Annotated in this window: 16 protein-coding genes and 1 pseudogene; 3 read left to right on the top strand and 14 right to left on the bottom strand. The window is 56.5% G+C overall.

What is annotated here, in order from left to right; all coding sequences use genetic code 11:
* Window positions 1-14: 14 nt before the first annotated feature.
* Complete coding sequence (locus C7820_RS30740) at window positions 15-944, bottom strand: hypothetical protein (protein ID WP_116234284.1); 930 nt, start codon at window positions 942-944, stop codon at window positions 15-17.
* Window positions 945-1,134: 190 nt separating this feature from the next.
* On the opposite strand from C7820_RS30740, the gene C7820_RS30735 reads away from it, so the two are divergent.
* Both C7820_RS30735 and C7820_RS30730 read left to right on the top strand, forming a co-directional pair.
* A complete protein-coding gene (locus tag C7820_RS30735) occupies window positions 1,135-1,890 on the top strand; it encodes a peptidylprolyl isomerase (protein WP_116234283.1) in 756 nt (251 codons plus the stop codon).
* A gap of 239 nt (window positions 1,891-2,129) precedes the next feature.
* Window positions 2,130-2,864, top strand: a complete 735-nt coding sequence (locus tag C7820_RS30730; protein ID WP_116234355.1) for a ZIP family metal transporter — start codon at window positions 2,130-2,132, stop codon at window positions 2,862-2,864.
* A 3-nt stretch (window positions 2,865-2,867) separates the two neighbouring features.
* Here C7820_RS30730 and C7820_RS30725 read toward each other — a convergent pair whose 3' ends face one another.
* From C7820_RS30725 to C7820_RS30715, 3 genes are read right to left on the bottom strand one after another with little or no spacing between them, the layout of a single operon-like run.
* Window positions 2,868-3,401 carry an MFS transporter gene (locus tag C7820_RS30725; protein ID WP_116234282.1) on the bottom strand — a complete coding sequence of 178 codons (534 nt, stop codon included), beginning with the start codon at window positions 3,399-3,401 and terminating at the stop codon, window positions 2,868-2,870.
* Window positions 3,402-3,404: 3 nt separating this feature from the next.
* On the bottom strand, window positions 3,405-4,841 hold the full coding sequence (locus tag C7820_RS30720) for an FAD-binding oxidoreductase (protein ID WP_116234281.1): 1,437 nt from the start codon (window positions 4,839-4,841) through the stop codon (window positions 3,405-3,407).
* 3 nt (window positions 4,842-4,844) lie between these two features.
* On the bottom strand, window positions 4,845-5,318 hold the full coding sequence (locus C7820_RS30715; protein WP_076175964.1) for a MarR family winged helix-turn-helix transcriptional regulator: 474 nt from the start codon (window positions 5,316-5,318) through the stop codon (window positions 4,845-4,847).
* 243 nt (window positions 5,319-5,561) lie between these two features.
* On the opposite strand from C7820_RS30715, the gene C7820_RS30710 reads away from it, so the two are divergent.
* Window positions 5,562-6,836, top strand: coding sequence for a serpin family protein (locus C7820_RS30710; RefSeq protein ID WP_116234280.1), 1,275 nt, complete (start codon window positions 5,562-5,564; stop codon window positions 6,834-6,836).
* Between the two features lie 160 nt (window positions 6,837-6,996).
* Here C7820_RS30710 and C7820_RS30705 read toward each other — a convergent pair whose 3' ends face one another.
* From C7820_RS30705 to C7820_RS30665, 10 genes and pseudogenes are all read right to left on the bottom strand, one after another.
* A complete protein-coding gene (locus tag C7820_RS30705; RefSeq protein ID WP_116234279.1) occupies window positions 6,997-8,952 on the bottom strand; it encodes an ATP-dependent DNA helicase in 1,956 nt (651 codons plus the stop codon).
* A gap of 257 nt (window positions 8,953-9,209) precedes the next feature.
* On the bottom strand, window positions 9,210-10,385 hold the full coding sequence (locus C7820_RS30700) for an AI-2E family transporter (RefSeq protein WP_116234278.1): 1,176 nt from the start codon (window positions 10,383-10,385) through the stop codon (window positions 9,210-9,212).
* Window positions 10,386-10,387: 2 nt separating this feature from the next.
* Window positions 10,388-11,698, bottom strand: coding sequence for a hemolysin family protein (locus C7820_RS30695; protein WP_116234277.1), 1,311 nt, complete (start codon window positions 11,696-11,698; stop codon window positions 10,388-10,390).
* Window positions 11,699-12,175: 477 nt separating this feature from the next.
* Window positions 12,176-12,739: an NADPH-dependent FMN reductase gene (locus C7820_RS30690; RefSeq protein WP_116234276.1), complete on the bottom strand. Its 564-nt coding sequence runs from the start codon at window positions 12,737-12,739 to the stop codon at window positions 12,176-12,178.
* Window positions 12,740-12,940: 201 nt separating this feature from the next.
* The gene (locus tag C7820_RS30685) at window positions 12,941-14,422 is read right to left on the bottom strand and encodes a DHA2 family efflux MFS transporter permease subunit (RefSeq protein ID WP_116234275.1); all 1,482 of its coding nucleotides are present in this window, start codon (window positions 14,420-14,422) and stop codon (window positions 12,941-12,943) included.
* Window positions 14,423-14,469: 47 nt separating this feature from the next.
* Complete coding sequence (locus C7820_RS30680; RefSeq protein WP_181909252.1) at window positions 14,470-15,102, bottom strand: TetR/AcrR family transcriptional regulator; 633 nt, start codon at window positions 15,100-15,102, stop codon at window positions 14,470-14,472.
* Window positions 15,103-15,312: 210 nt separating this feature from the next.
* Complete coding sequence (locus C7820_RS33630) at window positions 15,313-15,474, bottom strand: hypothetical protein (protein WP_181909251.1); 162 nt, start codon at window positions 15,472-15,474, stop codon at window positions 15,313-15,315.
* A gap of 30 nt (window positions 15,475-15,504) precedes the next feature.
* A complete protein-coding gene (locus C7820_RS30675; protein WP_258875600.1) occupies window positions 15,505-17,805 on the bottom strand; it encodes a glycoside hydrolase family 3 N-terminal domain-containing protein in 2,301 nt (766 codons plus the stop codon).
* Window positions 17,806-18,083: 278 nt separating this feature from the next.
* Entirely contained in the window at window positions 18,084-19,703 is a 1,620-nt protein-coding gene (locus tag C7820_RS30670) for a type 2 periplasmic-binding domain-containing protein (RefSeq protein WP_116234272.1), read from the bottom strand.
* 41 nt (window positions 19,704-19,744) lie between these two features.
* Window positions 19,745-20,080 (bottom strand): annotated as a pseudogene (locus C7820_RS30665) (carbohydrate ABC transporter permease); the annotation flags it as partial.

Genomic DNA, 20,080 nt, shown 5'->3' with positions numbered 1-20,080 from the left:
TACAGCGTGTGATGCTACTCTGCCAACTCAATGATCGACTCGTATTTCCGCTTCGTATCCGCCAGCCGGGTATCGAGGCGTGAATACTCCCCTTCCAAGCGGCGGACAATCCGCTCCACCTCGGATATTTTCTCCTGCACCTCATCCTGGGTGTCCCGGATTCTCCCCTGCACGAGCCAGTCGGATATGAAGCCGTCGAAGAAATAATCCGAAAATTTCAGAAAGCTCCCGATCCCGATTTCGATATCCAGCGCCATCTGCACATCCTTCAGCTCTTTGCCGAACCGGCGCAGGCTGAACTGTGCTGATTCAATGTGTTCCATCGCCTCATCAATGCGGCTGTGCTTCATATGCGTGGAGATCATGCCGCCGCCGAGCATGTCGTAGGTGCCCCAATTCCCGGCCGAGCCCAAACTGTCATCCGCCCGCTCCAGATCCTCCAGTACGGCCTCACCCGCACGCACCGCTTCTTTCAATTCCTTGAGCTGGACCGACAGGTCGGCCTGTTCTTCGGCGAGTGCCGCCAGCTCTGCGTTGTTCTGTAAAATCACTTTTTCTTTCTCGTCCAGAATCTTCTCATATTCAAACTCCGCGTAACGAACCTCCTGGAACTTCCGCTCCAGCTCCTGCAGGTCGTTTTGGATATCAACCACGCTGCGTGCAGCCATATCGTATTTTGCCTTGACCTCCAGCACTTCCAGCTGCTCCCGCTCCAGCTTCTCCTCTTTCCGGCCGATCATGCTGTAAAACAAACCGGAGAGCGAAGTCCCCGTCAGGCGCTCCACGTCCTTCTCCTCATCGGCAAGCCTGAGCTTCCAGCGCTCGGCTTCGTCCTGCTGCTCTCTCAGTTCCCGCGACAGTTCCTGCATCCGGTTTTCATACTTCGTTTTGTTCCGGATGTCCTCTTTCAGCTTGGTCAACTGACGGTTGGCTTCTTCAAACATCACGTTCCCTCCGTTTCCAGTCTGCGATCTGTTGTTATATGTAATAAACGTCATAGCATGCCGCGAAGTTTCATGGAATGTTCCGTATGCAGCAAAAGCCTTACGTGATCCAGCTGCTGCCAAAGTGGATTTTATCCGCAAAAATCGCTATGATTAAACCAGATTGCACAAAGGAGTGAACCTCAATTTCATGAAACTGAAGACATTCACGCTTCCGCTCGTGCTCGTGCTGACAGCGGCGCTTGCGCTTGGCGGATGCGGCAAGAAAAACAGCGACGAGGACGCATCGAAGGACACATCCGGAGGACAAGCTACAGAACAGACGACGGACCAGACCTCCGGCAATTCGTCATCGTCCGGCACGACAGGATCGGAATCCTCCACGGACAGCTCCACCTCGGCTTCCGGTCAGCAGCAAAAGAGCTGGACAAGCCCGCCTGCCATGCAGATCGACCAGAACAAAAAGTACGAGGCTGAAGTCAAAACGTCCAAAGGCACGTTTACGATCGAGCTGTTCGCCAAGGACGCGCCGAAGACGGTCAACAACTTCGTGTTCCTGTCCAAGGAAGGCTTTTACAACGGGGTCATTTTCCACCGGATCATCGAAACGTTCATGGTACAGACCGGTGACCCGACCGGAACAGGCTCCGGCGGACCGGGATACTCTTTCGAGGATGAGAAAACGAATTATAAATACGAGCCGGGCATCGTTGCCATGGCAAACGCCGGACCGGATACGAACGGCAGCCAGTTCTTTATCTGCACCGGTGCGGACAGCGATTATCTGAACCAACAGCCGAACTACACCATTTTCGGTAAAGTCACAAAGGGTATGGATGTCGTGATGAAGATCGCCAAGACCCCGGTCACCGTCGGACCTAGCGGCGAGGAAAGCACCCCGACCGAGAAAGTTACGATCGACGGCGTCACGATTACTGAAAAATAAACCCGTGCGAAGCCGTACGCTTGTACGGCGCAGCACATCATGATACAACAAAGAACCGTTCGCCCCTGTGGGTGGACGGTTCTTTGTTTGACCGCGCATAAATCTCCTGTCCAGGTCATGCTTCAGCAGGCTTGTTCATATTGTAAATTAAACAAGAACAAGCCCGACGGCTGCGGAGGTTCTCCGGTATGAACTCGGGGAAACCAAAACCTATCAGCCGCTGGCAGCAGGAGGCCTGCGTGAACGCAATGATTCTGGGAAGCCTCGCGACTTCCCTATGTACGGCGGCGGGAGCCCTTCCCGCCCTGCTGTTTTCGAATATCAGCCACCGGGGCAGAGACAGCCTGCTCGCTTTCACGGCAGGCATCATGGTCGCCGCCTCGACGTACGGGCTGATTCCGTCCTCCCTCAAGCTGTCGAACTTGTGGGTGCTGACGATCGGCATCCTCCTTGGTACGGTGACCTTGACCCTGATGGAACTGCTCATTCCACACACGGACCCGGCCCATGATATCAAGCGGAGCGACAGCACGCAAACGGGATCCTGGATGTTTCTGTCGGCCATGGCGCTGCACAATTTACCCGAAGGGCTGTCGGTCGGCGTCAGCTACGGCAGTCCCAACCAGGAGCTGGGGACGATCGTGGCGCTGAGCATCGGCCTGCAAAACATCCCCGAAGGCTTTCTGACCGCGCTCTACCTCGTTACGCACGGCATGCGAAGGCGGTACGCCTTCCTTCTCGCCGCGCTTACGGGCGGGCTGGAGTTTCTCTCCTGCTGGGCCGGGCTGAAATTTACCGCTTCTTTCGCCGGTATCGTCCCGTACGGATTGGCTTTTGCCGCCGGCGCCATGCTGTTCGTCGTATACAAAGAGCTCATCCCGGAGAGCCACGGGGACGGCAACGAGCGGGCTTCGACCTTTTCTTTTATTTTCGGCCTGCTTTCCATGATCGCCATGACGCATTTGCTGGGGTAAGCGTCATGGCTTTCGCATTTTCCAAACCGCCCAGGCACTGATTCCATACATGAAGGCACTGGCATAAAATAAGGCGTCGATCGTCAGCCAGTCGATCAGGTAACCGCCGAGAATGACGGCGAAGCCGGATGCTGCTGAGGTCCAGAAATGATAGGAACCAATCACGGGCCCCCGCTCCCCCTGGACTGTATGATCGGCAAGCAGCAGGCGTTCGCTCATCTTTTGCATCGCACTGCAGCACCCCATGACCAGTTGGAGAAACAGTACCCACGCATAAGATTCGACCCAGGGGAATGCCAGCATCGCCAGCATCATGCCAAGAGAGCTGATGAGCAGCACCCGGTGTCCGCTATGGTCGATCCTCGGGGCCAGCCATTGGGAGAACGCCGCGGAGCTGATCGTAAACACGGCAAAAGCCAATCCGTATTTGGCATAGCTGTTGCCCAGATTTTTCAGAAACAAAAGATAATAAGGATAAATCATGCCGGAAGCAAGCGTCACCATGCTTTGGGATCGGATCAGCCACCTCATGTTCATGGCCTACTCCCCTTTGTATTGTTCATAAAAATAGTTCATAAAAAGGTGCTGTGGATCGTACTCATCCTTTTTCCGAAAAAAATCTTCGTACCCCGGATAGGCCCGTCTAAACTGCTCGACCGTAGGGTATGCCGCATAAGGCAGATAATAGGTTCCACCCTTATACTCCACTTCATCGATCAGATCCCGAATTCCTTCCCTTACTTGCGCCTGCCCTTGCTCCGATAACGGTACGTGAAACAGGCATACAAGGGCAAACATGTCTTCTTGGGCATAGGAGAGAACGGCTTCGTGATCTTCCTGGACATAACGGACGGTAATATTCAGCAAATGAAGCTTGTGATCGCGCACGATATCTTTCATCCCGTGAACGAAATCCGCAAACTGATCCACCGGAATAAAATACTCCTGCAGCAGATCATTCGCGCCGGGCTGGCCGTATTCCATAAATTCGCTCTCCGAGCGCATGGCATTGTTTCGGCTGATCGCCTTATTTTGCTGCTTAGTAAAATACAGCTTCTGCATAGACCAGAACGCGTTCTTTCCCCAATCGCTGCTCCGGTTCAGACTGAACATAATTTTGCTAGGAATGACGCCCTGCTCGCGGGTCCGGAGCTTATCGTAATCTTCCAGCGGAAGCGCAGGATCTGCCGAATAATTGATGGCATACATGTCCGTCAAGAAGCGGTCCGGGGCAACGGAAATTCTAGCAATATGCATTCTCACATCGGGATCGCCAAGTACATTCTCCTGAAAATACCGGCTGTAATCCTCAACCTTTATCGCCTCATTCTCCATCCGGTAAACTTCATCTTCCGTCAAATTCAGCGTCACATCCAGGATCATGCCGAACAGGCCGTACCCGCCGAGCGCCAGCCGAAATAATTCCGGGTTCTCTTCTCTGCTGACGCTGCGGATTTGACCGTCTGCGGTCAGCAGCCGAAACGAATCCACGCTGCCGATCAGGGAACCGCTCCGGATGTCGCGTCCATGCGCATTTACGCTAATGGAGCCGCCAACGGTAAATATATTTTGCGACTGCATCGTCTTCACGGACAAATGGTACGGATTAACGGCTTTCTGAACCTGCTCCCATGTGGCCCCGGCCTGTACACGGATTTGCCGCTGATCCGGATCGACCGACAGGACCCGGTTGTAATCGGTCATATCGATGACAATCCCGTCCTTGTAATAGGTATGCCCTCCCTGACTGTGACGCTGGCCCGCAATGGATACGGTAAGGTGCTTCTCCTTTGCCTCCTGAAGCAGCCGGACCAGCTGCTCCTCCTCCTTGCCTTTGACCACCCTGTCAACCTTAACGGGATGAAGCCGGCTGTAGTCGGTAATGAGATAAGGGTTCTGGTCCGGCGTATCGGTGCGGATATATTCATACACGCAAAGAATGACCAACAGCAGCAGCACCGCTCCCCTCTTCGCCATCGCCTACCACACAGGGCGCAGTGGGTGCTGTAGATCCTCTTCGTTGACGTTTTCGATAATGTGCTTCAAATCCTGCTGCAGCGTCTTCATATGGTCGCTTCCGATCATCCGGGCCCAGCGCTGCTCAATCTCTTTGTAGATGTTCTCTTTCGTCCGTACCAGCGACCAGCCGCGTTCGGTCAGGACAACCATCTTGCCCCGGCCGTCGGAAGGGTGGGGCTTGCGTGCGACATAGCCGCACTCTTCCAGGTAGTCGAGCATTTGGCTGACCGCCTGCTTCGATATGCCCAGGTGCGCTACGAGCGTCTTGGCTGTCGCCCCATCCGGCATCAAGCCTTGGAACAAAAAGCTGTGCGCCGGCCGCACATCGCCGAACCCCGCCTCCTTCAGGCGGTTATGGAGCTCCTGGTTCATCGCGCTGAAGGAGAGCGATAACAGGGAAGCCAAATCTTGATTATATGGGAACGTTTTGGACATGGTTGTACAACTCCTTGCTGTCTTAAAGGAATAAATTGGTCAGTTAGATTGACTTCAAAGCATTCTCATTATACCGTTCCCGAGATGCGTGAATCAAATTCCGGGAAGTGGCACCGCTTCCATCATGATATAGGCTTTGGGCGCAACTTCCGCCGGCCCGGAAACGTCTGGTAGGTAACGCGATTTTTTCCACTTTTTAGCGCAAAGCGTTGCTGATTCCACCGATAAGGAGGCTAACCATCCATGCCAAAGACCAAAACGCTGCCGCTGCTGTTTGCCCTGCTCCTGCTGGTATTACCGGCATGCTCGAAGCAGGAGGAAGACGGCAGCCGGGACCAACGCAGCAATCCGACTCCTCCGATCTCGCTAACGGCCCGGAAGCAGGAGGCCGACAAAATCGATCCTGCGCTCATCTCCGCCCACAACCGCCTGGGACTGCAGCTCCACCGCGAACTAACTGGGCAGGCCGAAGCCGGAGACAATGCCCTCCTCTCCCCCTACAGCATCTGGACGGCCCTATCCATCGCATACAACGGCAGCGCCGGCACGACGGCGCGCGAAATGGCCTCCGTATTGGGGCTGAAGGACATGCCGGTTACCGAAATGAACGAGGGGAACGCCATTTTGTCCAGGCTGCTGGAAGGGGAAGATTCCGGCGTCCGGCTGAACATCGCCAATGCGATCTGGCATCAGCAGGGCGTTCCGTTCAAGGACTCTTTTATCCAGGCAGGCAAGGAGAGCTACGGGGCCGAGGTTCAGGAGGTCGATTTCGCTTCTGACAAGTCCGTGAAGACGATCAACCGCTGGATCAGCAAGGAAACCGAGGGCAAAATCGAGAAAATGCTGGGGCAGCCGCTGTCGCCAACGACCATTGCAGTGCTGGCCAACGCGATTTATTTCAACGGATCATGGACCGATCCGTTTAATCCGGAATACACAAAAGACGAACCGTTTACGCTGGTTGACGGCGGCGTCCGGACGCTGCCGATGATGCATACCGCCAACATGCTGCCGTACAAGGAGACACCCGATTGGCAGGCCGTCCGCCTTCCTTACGGAGACGGCCGCATGGATATGCTGGTCATCCTCCCCGCCGCCAGCTCTTCGCTGGACCAATTGGAGCAGCAGCTATGGGCAGACCCCGCTCCGTGGCAGCAGCCCTTTGACGAGGCATCCGTGCAGCTTGGGCTGCCCCGGTTCAAGGCCGAGTACGGAAGCGACTTGAATGGTCCGCTCATCCGGCTCGGCATGAAGCAGGCCTTCCAGCCGGATGCTGCCGACTTTTCCCATATGGCCGACATTCGCCCCCTCTTCCTGTCCAAGGTTCTGCACCGGATGGTGCTCGACGTCAACGAAAAGGGAACCGAGGCTGCTGCGGCAACGGTCATCAGCGAAGAATCCGGCTCTATGCAGGTAAAAGTCCACGAAATGACGGTGAACCGGCCGTTCTTCCTGGCGATTGAGGATACACAGACCAAGGCATGGTTGTTTATCGGTTCGGTGAACGATCCCGAATGACCGGCTCGCGCCAACAAAAAAGCCAACCCCTTCCAGAATCAGCTGGGGTTGGCTCTTTAACATAGGCAATGGGTTCATCTCATGAAAAATTAACGGGATCAACAACATGAGGCAATTGGCGTTTCCGGAGCGACTTTGAACCCAATTGAGACTCGGCAGGTTAAGACAACGCCTGCAGCGTTACGCCTTCGGGCAGCACCGCCAGCACTTGCTCCCGTACAGGCGTGCTGCCGGCAAGCTCTTCGCCCAGGATGGCGACGATGCCCCGGTCCTCGCGGGAGCGGATCAGCCGGCCAATGCCCTGGCGGAGCCGAAGCAGCATATACGGCATGTCCACTTCTTCGAATGGCGCTGCCGCTTCTTTGCGCTTGGCCGTAAACACCGGGTCATGCGGCGGGAACGGCAGCGACCAGACGATCACGTTCGAGAGCGCCGGTCCGGGCACGTCCAGTCCCTCCCACAGGCTGACCGCGCACAATACGCTGGTCTCCTCGCGCTGGAAGGCGGAGATCAAATGGCTGATCTCCTGGTCCCCTTCGAAGTAGAACGGAACGTCGGGCACCTCGACCGTGCCTGCGGCCAGCTCCTGCTTAAACCGCCGCAGCTCCTCCCTGCCGTTAAACAGGATCAGTGCCCGGCCCCCGGATTCGCGAAGAAGGCGGGCAGCGACTTCCAGTTTGCCGCTAAAATCGGCCGTCGACCGGGAGTCCGCCGGGGTCAGCACCTTCATCTGATCTGCGTAATCGTACGGGGACGGTACGGAGAAGGAGAGAAAGCTCTCGATGCCAAGGCTGTCCGCCACGTAATCGAACGAGCCCTGAACCGACAAGGTAGCTGAGGAGAACACGATCGGCATCTTCGCGCCGAATACCTCCTCCTGCAGCACCTCCTTGACTGTTCTCGGCATGATCGACAGCGTCAGCCCGTCCGGTCCGTCGACGGCCCAGCAGATCAGCGCCTCGGATCGCTCGAACAGATGGAGCGCCTTCTGCATCATCTCCAGATGCTCCTCCACGATCCGGAGCTCGTACTCGTTCAGCGTGTACAGCTCGCTCTCAAACACGAGCTCCTCCTCGATCGAGGTGAGGAGCGAGCGGAACCGGTGCACCTCGGCGAGCAGCGCGCCGTCCAGCACGATTTCCTTCCGGTCGGAGCCGTCCACGCTGCGGCTCTGCCGGCCGAATGCCGCGAACATCGCTTCGCTCTGCACGATCGCCTCGTCGATCAGCACCGCCAGCGATTCGCGGATCTCGCCCTGAAGCAGCCTCGTGATGAGTTCCTCAAACACGACATGCTTCATTTTGTAGCTGAGGGCCTTCATGGCGGCCGATTCGAGCAGATGCCCTTCGTCGAAGACGACGGCACAGTGCTCTGGCAGCAGGGGCAGCTGCCCCTCCCGCTTCCGGCCCTCGTAAGTCCATACATGCTCCATGTAATAATCATGGGAGCAGATGATCAGGTCCGCCGCCTGGCGGTAGTGATCCCGCGACAGCGTCTGGCCGCAGCGGTGGCGGCGGTCGCAGGTGAAGCAGTCCTGGAACGGATCCCAGTTAATCCGGCTCCATTCCTCATCGGTTAACTCCGGGTATCCCTTCCGGTCCCCGTAAGCATGAAAGGACTGCATCGGCGCGGTAGAATACACGAAATCCGGCAGGCCGGCGGCCAAGTCGTCCCAGCGCACCCCTTCTTCGTCCCGCAGACGGACATCGTCCAGCTTGCGCAGGCAGAGGTACTGGTCAGGCGACTTGCCCAGCCGGGCATCGATATGAAGCCCCAGGTGGCGGGCCAATTTCGCAATATCGCCCTCCGGCTTGACCAGCTGCTCGATGAGCGACTCGTCGGCGCAGGCGATAACCGCAGGTCTGCGGGTATACCGCGCGTAGCATACGGAATAGAGCAAGTACACCAGCGTCTTACCCGTTCCGACCCCTGCCTCGGCAAATATCGTTTTCTTCTCGGCAAAAGCCTTCTCCAGCTGAAAAGCCATATAAATCTGCTCGTCGCGGATTTCAAATCCCGCTTCCGGCAGCACATCATAAAACACATCGGCGACCCATTCGCCTGCTTGCTGGACGAAAGGCCGCTTTGGATCATACGTAAAAGGATACCGCTCCACGTCTTTTGGTTCCCTCCAAGCTACTCATAAATACAGCCGCCCCCACTTTCGGGAAGGCGAACAACCCATTATCACATGCTCCCTCCCGAATTACAATGGGGCGGTCAAAAAATTAAAGCCGCCCCCTTCGGACCCATACATCCGGGGGACGGCCCATTTCTTTGATTTAGGCAAGCAAAGTCGTTTCACGCCTTATGACGTACGTCATCTGCAGCAAAACTCGATTTTCTATAGCGGCTCTCCAGCGGCTCTCGCCATCACGGCTCCCGGGAGTCGCCCGCTGCAACCGCCGGCGGGGGTTCGGGCTCGTAAAGCCCCGAGCGCACCCGAAACCAGCGGTACAAATGGGATACGACGACCTTTAGCACGGCATATCCCGGCACCGCAAGGAGAATGCCGACGATGCCAAACAAGTTGCCGCTCGTCAAAATGACGAAGATAATCGTGATCGGATGAATTTTCAGCGTCTTGCCCATAATTTGCGGGGAAATGAACTTCCCTTCGATGAGCTGGACGACGGTCCAGACGATCACCATCTTGAGCAGCATGATCGGCGAGGTGACGACCGCAACGATGAGTGCCGGCGTAATGGCGATCGCCGGTCCCAGATACGGGACGACGCTCGTGCATGCAGCGATGATCGCCAGAATCAGCGAATACTTCAAGCCGATAATGATATACCCGGCAAACAGCAGCAACCCGATGCAGCAGCTGACGATGATCTGCCCGCGGATATAAGAGCTGATCTGATGGTTCATTTCTTTCATGACCCGCGAGGTTTCCCCGCGCAGCCGCGTCGGCACAAAGTGTAAAATGTAACCCGGCAGCCGTTTGCCGTCCTTCAGCAGGTAGAACAGAATGAACGGCAGTGTCACGATGGCCAGAACCACTTCAATCAGACCGCCCACGAATCCGCCAAGCCCCGTCCAGGTGCGGTTCAGAAATTCCGAGCCTTTCTCCGAGACAGTTTTCATCAGCTCCTGCGGATCGAACGACACGGTCTCCTGCAGATCGCTGACCAGATTGCTTCCCATCAGTTCTTCGACCTTGATGCGGGCAATCTCGGCGTAGCCCGGGAAATTGTTCACCAAATCCATGATCTGCTCCCGGATGACCGGGATGACCAGCGTCACGAGCGCGGCAAGCATGCCGATAATGAAGACGTACAGCAGCAGAATGGTGTGCAGGCGCTTCACCTTCCGCTTTTCCATAAAATCCACAATCGGATTGAGCAAATAATACGCAATTCCGGCGAGAATGAGCGGCAGCACGACGGTTTTGACCAGGACGATCACCGGCTCGAATACGAATGAAATCTTGGTGAGAACCAGAATGTTCAGTCCCAGGAGCAATAGCACCAGCATAAACAATACAAATCTGTTATTTAGTAAAAACCGCTTAAAACGGCTTGCCCAATTCACCGGATTGTCCATATTTATTCCTCACTCATCTTGATCTTCTTGATTTCGATGCGGCAGTAGCGGTTATGATCCCGCTCCAGCAGAGTGAAGGCCGTTCCATCGTACACGAACGTCTCGCCTTCCGCCATTTCGCTGATCTGGCTGTACAGCCAGCCGCCGATCGTATCCCATTCCTTTGTATCCAGATCCATAAAGAAATAATCATTGATCATTGAAATTGATACTTTTCCGTCCACAATCAGATGCTGCTCGCCGATCTCCTGAACGTCCTCGACTTCGTCCTTATCGAACTCGTCGCGAATTTCGCCGACGATCTCTTCAATAATGTCCTCGATCGTGACAAGACCGGAAGTTCCGCCGTATTCATCGATCAGAATCGCCATATGCGTCGCTTCCTTCTGCATCCGCTGCAGCAGCACATTGACCGGCGTCACTTCGGATACCGCCATCACCGGATGGATCAGGTTCGCCACATCCAGCTCTTCGTTTTCTTCATAAGCCAGGAAAAATTGCTTCGTATTAATGATGCCGATAACATTATCCTTGCTTCCGTCGATAAGCGGAAATCTGGAGTACTGCTGTTCTTTAATAATTTTCATATTTTCAGACCGCGACTTGTCTTTGTCCAAACAGATCATGTCCGTACGCGGTACCATAATTTCCTTAGCCAGCATGTTGTCGAACGCGAAAATCCGGCTGACATAACCGAATTCGTTATCGTTGATTTTTCCACTCTCATGGCTCTCGCTCAGAATAATCTGCAGCTCCTCCTCGGAGTGGGCCTCCTCATGCTCGGAAGCGGGCTTTACGCCAAACAATCGGACCAGCTGGTTCGCCGATCCATTCAGCAGCCAAATGAACGGGTACATGATTTTGTTAAACCAGATAATGGGTGTCGCCGTCAGCAGGGCAATGGTCTCCGCTTTGCGGATAGCCACTGTTTTCGGCGCCAATTCGCCAATAACGACGTGCAGGTACGTAATGACCGTAAAGGCAATCAGCAGAGACAGAAAATGGCCTAACGCTTCAGGCATATGCCATTTCTCAAACACCGGGGTAAGAATCTTCTCCACGGTCGGCTCCCCGAGGAAACCAAGACAGAGTGATGTAATCGTAATCCCGAGCTGGCATGCGGACAAATATCCGTCCAGATTGTCGATAACCTTCTTCACAGCCCTTGCACCCTTGCGCCCTTCGGCGATCAGCTGATCGACCCGGCTTCCCCGCACACGGATCACGGCAAACTCCACCGCAACGAAAAAGGCCGACAAACCGATCAGTAACGCAACCAAAACCAAATTTAACACATACCTGTCACTTTCCACTTCTACATCTTCTCCTTATAAAGTAGTCTCGATGATTCCATCCGGCATTCTGCAGGAAGCCTCACCTTCTGCCGCTAAGGCAGCAAACGGGGCAGAACTATGCCCTCCCACTCATTTACCATGTCGCGGCCCGCTGAAACAGGTTCATCGCAAAATGCTGGATAACTAGGTAATACGCAGAAGCCCGGGTTCAGGTTTCAAGCGACTCCTAAAAAAACAAAGGCTCCAACCATCACGGCGATCCCCGTGTACGGAAGCCTTTCCCGCCCTGTAAGCGGACGCCCCTACGGCGTGCACGAAAGCGATTCATCCATATCCCTTGTTGGACAGGCCTTTGTCAGCGTCTGTTGTTAAGTATTCCGTTCCCGATGCTTGACCGCAGCGTAGAAACCCGAAGCCCCGTTGAACGGGAAGGATGACCGGGAATAGGCCGATATCAGCTTGCTTGCAATCAACGTGCAAGGCCGGCTGGCTTACTTACTGTTCGTCGGCATGCTTCTTGATTTTGGTGACCAAATTGTCCACAAGCTGCTGCATAATCTGCTGGGCCATCGGGTCCGTCAGCGCACCGGATTCGTCAAATTTGGTATGCGATTGCGGGAGCAAAAATTCCGGCCGGTTCACCGAATCCATATTGAGCGCAAACAAAAGCGAGCGTATGCCAACCTGGGCTCTGCCCGTACCACCCATGCCCGGCGTGGCGCCCATAAGCGCTACCGGTTTTTGGGCCAACGGTGTTTGGAGAGCCGGTCTTGAAGCCCAATCCAGCGCATTCTTCAACGCGCCTGACAGCTGCCCGTTATATTCCGGCGAGCTGATCAAAAAGCCATTCCCCGAATGCAGCAGCTCGGCAAACTGCTTCACCGCTTCCGGCAGTTCACTTTCCAAATCCTGATTGTACAAAGGAAGTACGGAAATATCGGCAAGCGTGAAGCGAAAATCCTCCGGCAGAAGCGCTGCCGCGTTATGGAGCAGCTGTGTATTGTGGGAATGCTTGCGGAGACTTCCGGAAATCCCCACGATATGAAAACGTTCAGACATGATCGATTTCTCCTTTTTATCGTAAGTATAGAAGTAAGGGATATGGCAGCACGCTCCGTGCCCGTAAAGGGCCCTAGCTTCATGATACGACAGAATTCGACGGGTGAACATCAAATTTTTCCAAAAAAGAGGGAACCCGGCCTCTCTCCATCAAGAAGGATTCCGGGTTCCCGTATAGACATGTATTCGAAGATTTGCCGATCAGTGGCTGATCATCAGCGACGGATCCGGCTGGCTTCCGTCTGTGGCATCCGCGGCGGCCGGCTTCGGTCTGCGCAGAATGAGGCACAGCACCACGCCGACGATCGCGAAGCAGGAGGCCAGGAAGAACACATCGTCAAAACCCTGCACTGCCGCGTTCAACGGATTGCCTCCATGGCTCGCATGAGCGGTGGTGCGGCTGATCAGGTAGCCCGACATGCCGGCAACTGCAAAGGACACGACGACCTGCTGGGCAGCGGCGGTCAGCGGCGTCACCCGGTTCACCAGCTTGCGCGGTGCGGCGTTCAGCACGTGGGTATTGAGCGGCATCATCGACAAGCCCATACCGAATCCGAGCATGAAGAGCAGCGGCATGATAGTCCACAGCGACGTGTCGGCCGTAATATGCGACAGGCTGAACAGCGCTGCCGAAATGAGGAGAAGGCCGATAATCGCTACCGGACGGGCGCCGTATTTATCGAAGAACTTCCCGCCGATCGGCATGCCTATCCCGGAAGCCAGCGCCTGTGGCAGCAGGATGAAGCCGGTCTCCAGCGGTGTAAACTGGCGGATCTGCTGCAGGTACAGCGGAACGAACAGCATCGAGCCGAACAAGGCCGCCTGCATGATCCAGGAGAGAATGATGCCCCGGGTAAAATCGGAGGAGCCGAAGACGCGCAGCTCCAGGAGCGGGTTCTTCTGCCGAAGCTCCACGGCGATAAAAATCAGCAGAGCTGCCCCGCCGACGATGAGCCCGGTCAATGCGCCGGCCGAGGACCAGCTCACGCTGCCTCCCTCATTGACGCCGTAAGCCAGCATGGCGAAGGCGATCGGAGCCAGAATCATGCCGATCAAATCGAGGTGCGGAGTCTGCTGCCGATCCGCTGTCGGCAGAAACTTCACACCCAGGATGACGCCGACGATCCCGATCGGAACGTTAATCAGGAAGATCCAGTGCCAGTTCACATACTCCACCAGCCAGCCCGACAGAATCGGGCCAAGCGCCGGTGCGAGAAGCATCGGAATGCCGAGCAGCCCCATGATCGAGCCGCGGCGCTCCGGAGGAGCGAGCTTAAAGACCAGCGCCATGCCGATCGGCGCGACCATGCCCCCGCCAAGCCCTTGGATGACGCGGTAAATAATCAGCTGGGTCGACGTCTGCGCCATGGAGCAGAGCGCCGATCCGATGACAAACATAATGATGGTGGCCAGGAAGACCTGCTTAGAGCCAAATTTATCGGTCATCCAGCCCGCCAGCGGAATAACAGCCGATAGAGCCAACGTATAGCCGGTAATCGCCCATTGAATGGTCTTCAGGTCGGTGTGAAAGTAGCTCACCAGGTTCGGCACCGCCACGTTGACCACGGTGCTGTCCAGAATGACCATGATCATACCGACGATAATGGCCAGCATGGGCGGAATGATCTTTTTCAGCGAGAACGGAACTTCTGCGGCGGGATTGCCCGCCAAGGTTTTAGACATAAATCTCTCCACTCATTTCTATATATAGTTTGGTTTCCCGTTCCAATCTAGCTGTATTGGTGAAAATAGTGCTCAAACAACGTGTCAATCTGCTCTTCAAGCGGCGCGATATGGATGGTTGTGGCCATATCCTCGTCGCCTTCGGCCAGAAAGGACTTCATGATGACCGGGAAAAAGATCGCCCCGTACAGCTGCATCAGCATCTTTCGGATGTTATCGTCGTCTTCTTCCCCGGTAATTTCCCGGACCGTCCCGATCAGCCGCCGGGTCTTCATCACCTTGCAGTAATGCGAGTACTCATGCTGCGACTCGAAAATAACGCGGGTCTGATCGATCATCTGTCTCACCAGCCCCGGGTATTCCTGCAGATGGCGGACATAGCGGTAAAAGAACTGCTTCAGCCTTTCCCTCGCCGGCATCGTGTCGTCCTCCAGCGCGTTAAACACGTCCTCGAACGTCAGCACGAGGGAACGGATGGCCTGGGTGATCAGCTTTTCCTTCGAGCCGAAGTGATAATTGACCAGCGCGAGGTTGGTGTCCGCCTTGGTCGCGATCCGGCGCAAGGTGGCACACTCAATGCCTTCATCCCGAATCAGCTCGACGGTGGCTTTCAATATGTCGTGTTTGGTGTCGGTTCCTGAGGTATGCCCTGCGGTGTCTTCCTTCATCGGTTCTTTCACCTGCCCCCCCTCTCCTGTCATGCAGCAAATTTAAACAGTGTTTAATACGTTGTTTAATTTACTCTCGGCCGCCCCCTTTGTCAATATTTATCTGTAAAAAAATACATAAGGATGCCCCGGGGATCTCAGGCACAAAAAAAGGCCCGGCAGCATCATGCTGCCAGGCCTCCCGACTATTTTATCGTGCGATTGCTTTTTTAAGTGACTGTGTTATTGGCAGTGGATCACGATATCCAGCGGATAACGGCCGGCATTCCGGCCATACAGCGCAATCCTGCCTTCATCGGCCTGGAGCTCCAGCCGGGACCGGCGGCTTCCGTTCAGCCGCGGCGCGATCCGGCTCGGCACTTCTGCGAACTTGGGCCGGGTCATCCAGCAAACAAGGGCTTGTTTCCCGCGGCCTTACTCTTTTCCCCGGACCGTCAGTACAGCGGACTGCACGTCTTGGGCATGCCGGCCGATCTGAATTTCAAATTCGCCGGCTTCGACGACCGGATTCAGATCACGGTCAATGAAAGACAGTTCTTCGTGCCCGATCCCGAACGTGACCGTCTTCGTCTCACCCGGCTGCAGCCAAATCTTGGCGAAGCCTTTCAGCTCCTTCTTCGGCCGGGTCACCGTGCTGACCTTGTCGGAGATGTACAGCTGGACCGTTTCCGCTCCGGCCCGGCTGCCGGTGTTGGTCACCGTTACCGCAGCCTCCGCCCGCCCTTCCGGCGTCATTTCCGCCGGCGAGACGATCACCGGGCCGTACTCGAACTCGGTGTAGCTGAGCCCGAACCCGAAGGGATAGGCCGGCTCCAAATCCGTCTCCAGGTAGCGCCGCCCGGTCGTACGCTTGCTGTTATAGCGGACCGGCAGCTGGCCGACATGCTTCGGAACGGAGACCGTCAGCCGGCCGGAAGGGTTCTCGTCGCCGAATACGATATCGGCGATCGCATGGCCGCCCTCCTGTCCCGGGTACCATGCCTCCAGGATGGCGTCGGCATGCTCGTCGATCCACGGCTCCGCAACCGGCCGGCCGTTGATGTACACCACGACCAGCGGCTTCCCGAGCTTGGCCAGCTCCTCCGCCAGCTCCCGCTGCACGCCGGACAGCCCCAGCGTGGAGCGGTCGATGCCCTCGCCGCAGTCCATGTCGCTGTGCGGGCGGTCCGTCACGACCGACGCACCGGTGCGCAGGTCGATCGTGCCTTCGCCGAAATCGCGCGCGCTCGACCCGCCGAGCACGAGCACGATCGTGTCCGCGGCGGCTGCCGTCTTCAGCGCCAGGCCGAAGCCTTCCCGGCTGTCATCCTTGACCCGGCAGCCCGGCGCGTACAGCACCCGCTCCGGCGCGTGCGCCAGCTTGGCCCGGATGCCGTCCAGCACGGTTGACACCTGCTCCCGCGGCTGCGGGGAGGTATAGTCTCCGAGCTGATTGTACACGTTGTCGGCATTCGGTCCGATGACCGCGACCGTCCCCGACTCCTTGGACAGCGGCAGCGTGTCCTCCTGATTCTTCAGCAGGACGATGCCTTCGACGGCCGCCTGGCGGGCGAGCCGGATGTGCTCCTCACTGCCGATGACGCGGGCTGCCCGTTCCGGGTCGACATAAGGCTGCTCGAACAGACCCAGTTCAAACTTCGCCTTCAGTACGCGAAGTACCGCTTGGTCCAGCGTCTGCATCCGGGTGCGCCCACTCCGCACAGCCGCTGCCAAGTGCGCACGGAACATGTCGCCGGACATTTCCATATCCACGCCGGCGTTCACCGCCATGGCGGACGCCTCCTGCGGGTCGGCCGCCGTGTCATGCCCCCACACCAGCATGTTGATGGCACCGCAATCGGTAATGACGAATCCGTCGAAGCCCCACTCCTTGCGCAGCAGGTCTGTAAGCAGATATTTATCGGAGGTGCACGGCACGCCGTCGATTTCGTTATACGCGGTCATGACCGATTTTGCACCGGCCCGGACCGCCGCCTTGAACGGCCGAAGGTCCACCTCGTGCAGCTCGCGCAGCCCCATATGAACCGGCGCGCTGTTGCGTCCACCTTCCGAGCTGCCGTAGCCGGCAAAATGCTTCAGCGTCGCAATGACGCTGTCGTCGGCGTCCAGCCGCTTGCCCTGCAGCCCCCGCACCGCCGCTTCCGCCATCACGGAAGCGATCCACGGATCTTCCCCGTACGTCTCCTCCGTCCGCCCCCACCGGGGATCCCGGACGACGTCGAGCACCGGGGAATACGTGGCAGCTCCGCCCTGGCTGCGCGTCTCCAGGGCGATCGCCCGGCAGATCTCCTCATACAGCTCCGGGTTCCACATGCTGGCCAGCGTCAGCGGCACCGGAAACACGGTCGCCCCGATCGCCATATGACCGTGCGAGCACTCCTCCCCGAACAGGATCGGGATGCCAAGGCGCGAGTGCTCGATCGCGTACCGCTGGATTGCGTTGATCGTCTCCGCACCTTCCTTTGGCGACAGTCCTGTCGCCAGCGTCACTTCCGTCCATGGGTCGGCGCGCAGCACGCCGTACAGCGAACCGATGCCGCCTCGCTCAGCGGCCTCCTTAAACGCTTCGTCCAGCGCGACGCCGTTTCCCTCCCGCCGGTACGTTTTCCAGCCGAACAGCTGCACAAGCTGCCCGACCTTTTCTTCCAGCGTCATAAGGCTGAGCAGATGCTCCGCTCTCGTCTCGCTGCTCAAAGCAGAATCTTGGTAACTCACTGGATCTCCCTCCATATCCCTTGATCCCGCTGCACCCTCTGGGTTCCGGACGGTTACCAAGGGCTGCGCCGAACCCGAAAACGGAATCGTTGGGTCGCAAGCTGCAGCGCCTCATTGGCCTTCTTCCAGAAATGCTTCGGTTTTTTATGTATTTATTTAAGTGGAAAATTGAAATGGATGACGGGTGCAAGCTGCCTCGTCCCGTCTTAAATGACAATTAGCCAACCCCCGGCTCGCGGCCGGGATATGTTGGCTCCTTGCACATGGTATGAATCGGCTTATTTGCCGGTATTCCACTGGTCGTATGCGGCTTGGTACAGTTCCACGATGCGGTCAGACCCCATCTTTTTCACTTGCGCCACGTATTTATCCCAGTTGGAAAGCGGCTCCTGTCCGGTAATGAACTTCGCTTCCATCTGCTGCACGTAGGTATCGAGGTCGGACATCAAGGCGGACGCTTCGCTCTGCTGTTCGTTCGTCAGATAGACGTTCGGGAACGGCGATTTGCCGATTGGCGTCAGCTTCTCCGCATTCTCCTTGTCAATCCAGTCGTCGAACTCAGATCTGAGGCCTTTGGTCACTTCCGGATCGTTGACGCCCGGCGTCAGGATGCCGAAGTTCGGCGTAATTTTGCCGCGGTATTCTTCGCGGTCGCCGCCGCCCGGTACCGGCAGCCATTCTTTAACGTGGTTTTCCTTGTCTTTGTACTTCCACAGCACGCCTTCCGGTCCTTGGTTAAACAGCGTCGAACCCTCGTAGCTGTACAGATAGTCGATCCAGCGCATCGTCGCTTCCGGCGCCGGGTCCTTGCTTGTGATCGCAAACGTGCCGTTAGCCGACATGCCCGGATGCTTGCCGTAAACCGGCGTTCCCGCAATTTCGCTGGCAACCGGTGTCATGAGCGGGTTGTCCGAGCTTGGCTCGCCGCCCAGCGTGAAGTAAGGGAAGTAGTCGTTAAACAGGCCGATCTGGTTGTTTTGTCCTTTGGCCTTTTTCTGGTCGGCCGTCTGCGAGAACGTCTCGTGATCCAGTAAGTCTTCCTTCCACAGCTTGTTCATGAAGGTCAAGTAACCCTTGTAGCCTTCTTCTTGAGGGGAGTAGTGTACCTTGCCGTCCTTGTCTGCGTAAATCTTCTCGTCATACATGCCCCAGAATCCGAAGAAATACATCCGCAAATCATCCAGCTTAACCGAAGTCAGCGGAATTTCATCCTTCTTGCCGTTGCCGTTCGGGTCTTCATCCTTAAAGCGTTTCAGCAGCGTGTACAGCTCGTCGGTCGTCTTCGGCAGCTCGGTTACGTTCAGCGCCTTCAGGAACTTGCCGTTATACCACATCGGGCTGCGGTACCAGACGGCGGCCGTGTCGATAAACGGCAGGGCATACATATGACCGTCAGGCGTCGTAAACGACTTGCGTACATCCGGATGCTCGTCGAGAATTTTCTTGATGTTCGGCGCATAGCCTTCGTCGATGTATTTTTCGAGCGGAATCAGGACGCCCTGGGTTCCGTACGTCACCTGCTCCGACGGCTTCAGGTCAGCCGCATACAGCATATCCGGCAGATCGCCGCTGGCGAACATCAGATTCTTCTTCGTTTCAAAGCTGTCGATCGGCGAAAGCTGGTATTCCAGATGGATGCCCGACAATTTCTCCATCTCTTGCAACACGGGCATTTTGTTCCAGTCGGCCACGCCCGCGTCCTGGGACATGACTTTCAGCGTGAGCGGCTTATCCACAATCGGAAAGCCTTCCTTCTTGACTCCCTCCGCGGTCGCCGAACTATCGGATGATGCGGATCCGCTTCCTCCGTCTCCCTTAGAAGATCCGCAGGCTGCAAGCAGGCTGGCGGAAATCGTCAGGCAGAGCAGAATGGATGATGCTTTGCGAAGATTTTTCATGACAACAACTCCCCTTTTAAAGTTATTGATCTATGGCAAGATCAGCCCTTAACCGAACCGATCATGACACCTTGCACAAAATAACGCTGAAGGAACGGGTAAATGACAATCACCGGAATGGTGGCGACGATAATCACGGAATACTTCACCAGGGCGGCGATTTCCGCCTTGTTGTTCATCGCGGCCGCCGTGGAGGCGTCGATCGCTCCTCCGCCCTGCGCGGCCATTTCCTGCAGCACCAGAATCTGGCGCAGCACCAGCTGCAGCGGGTATTTCGCCGAATCGTTCAGGTAAATAAGCGCCGAGAAGTAGCTGTTCCAGTTGCCCACCCCGTAGAACAGGGCCATGACCGCGATGATCGGCATCGACAGCGGCAG

It is taken from the genome of Paenibacillus sp. VMFN-D1 (assembly GCF_003386155.1).
Lineage (GTDB): Bacteria > Bacillota > Bacilli > Paenibacillales > Paenibacillaceae > Paenibacillus_AQ > Paenibacillus_AQ favisporus.
The sequence above is the reverse complement of the archived record's forward strand: the minus strand, read 5'-3'. Positions and strand labels throughout refer to the sequence as shown.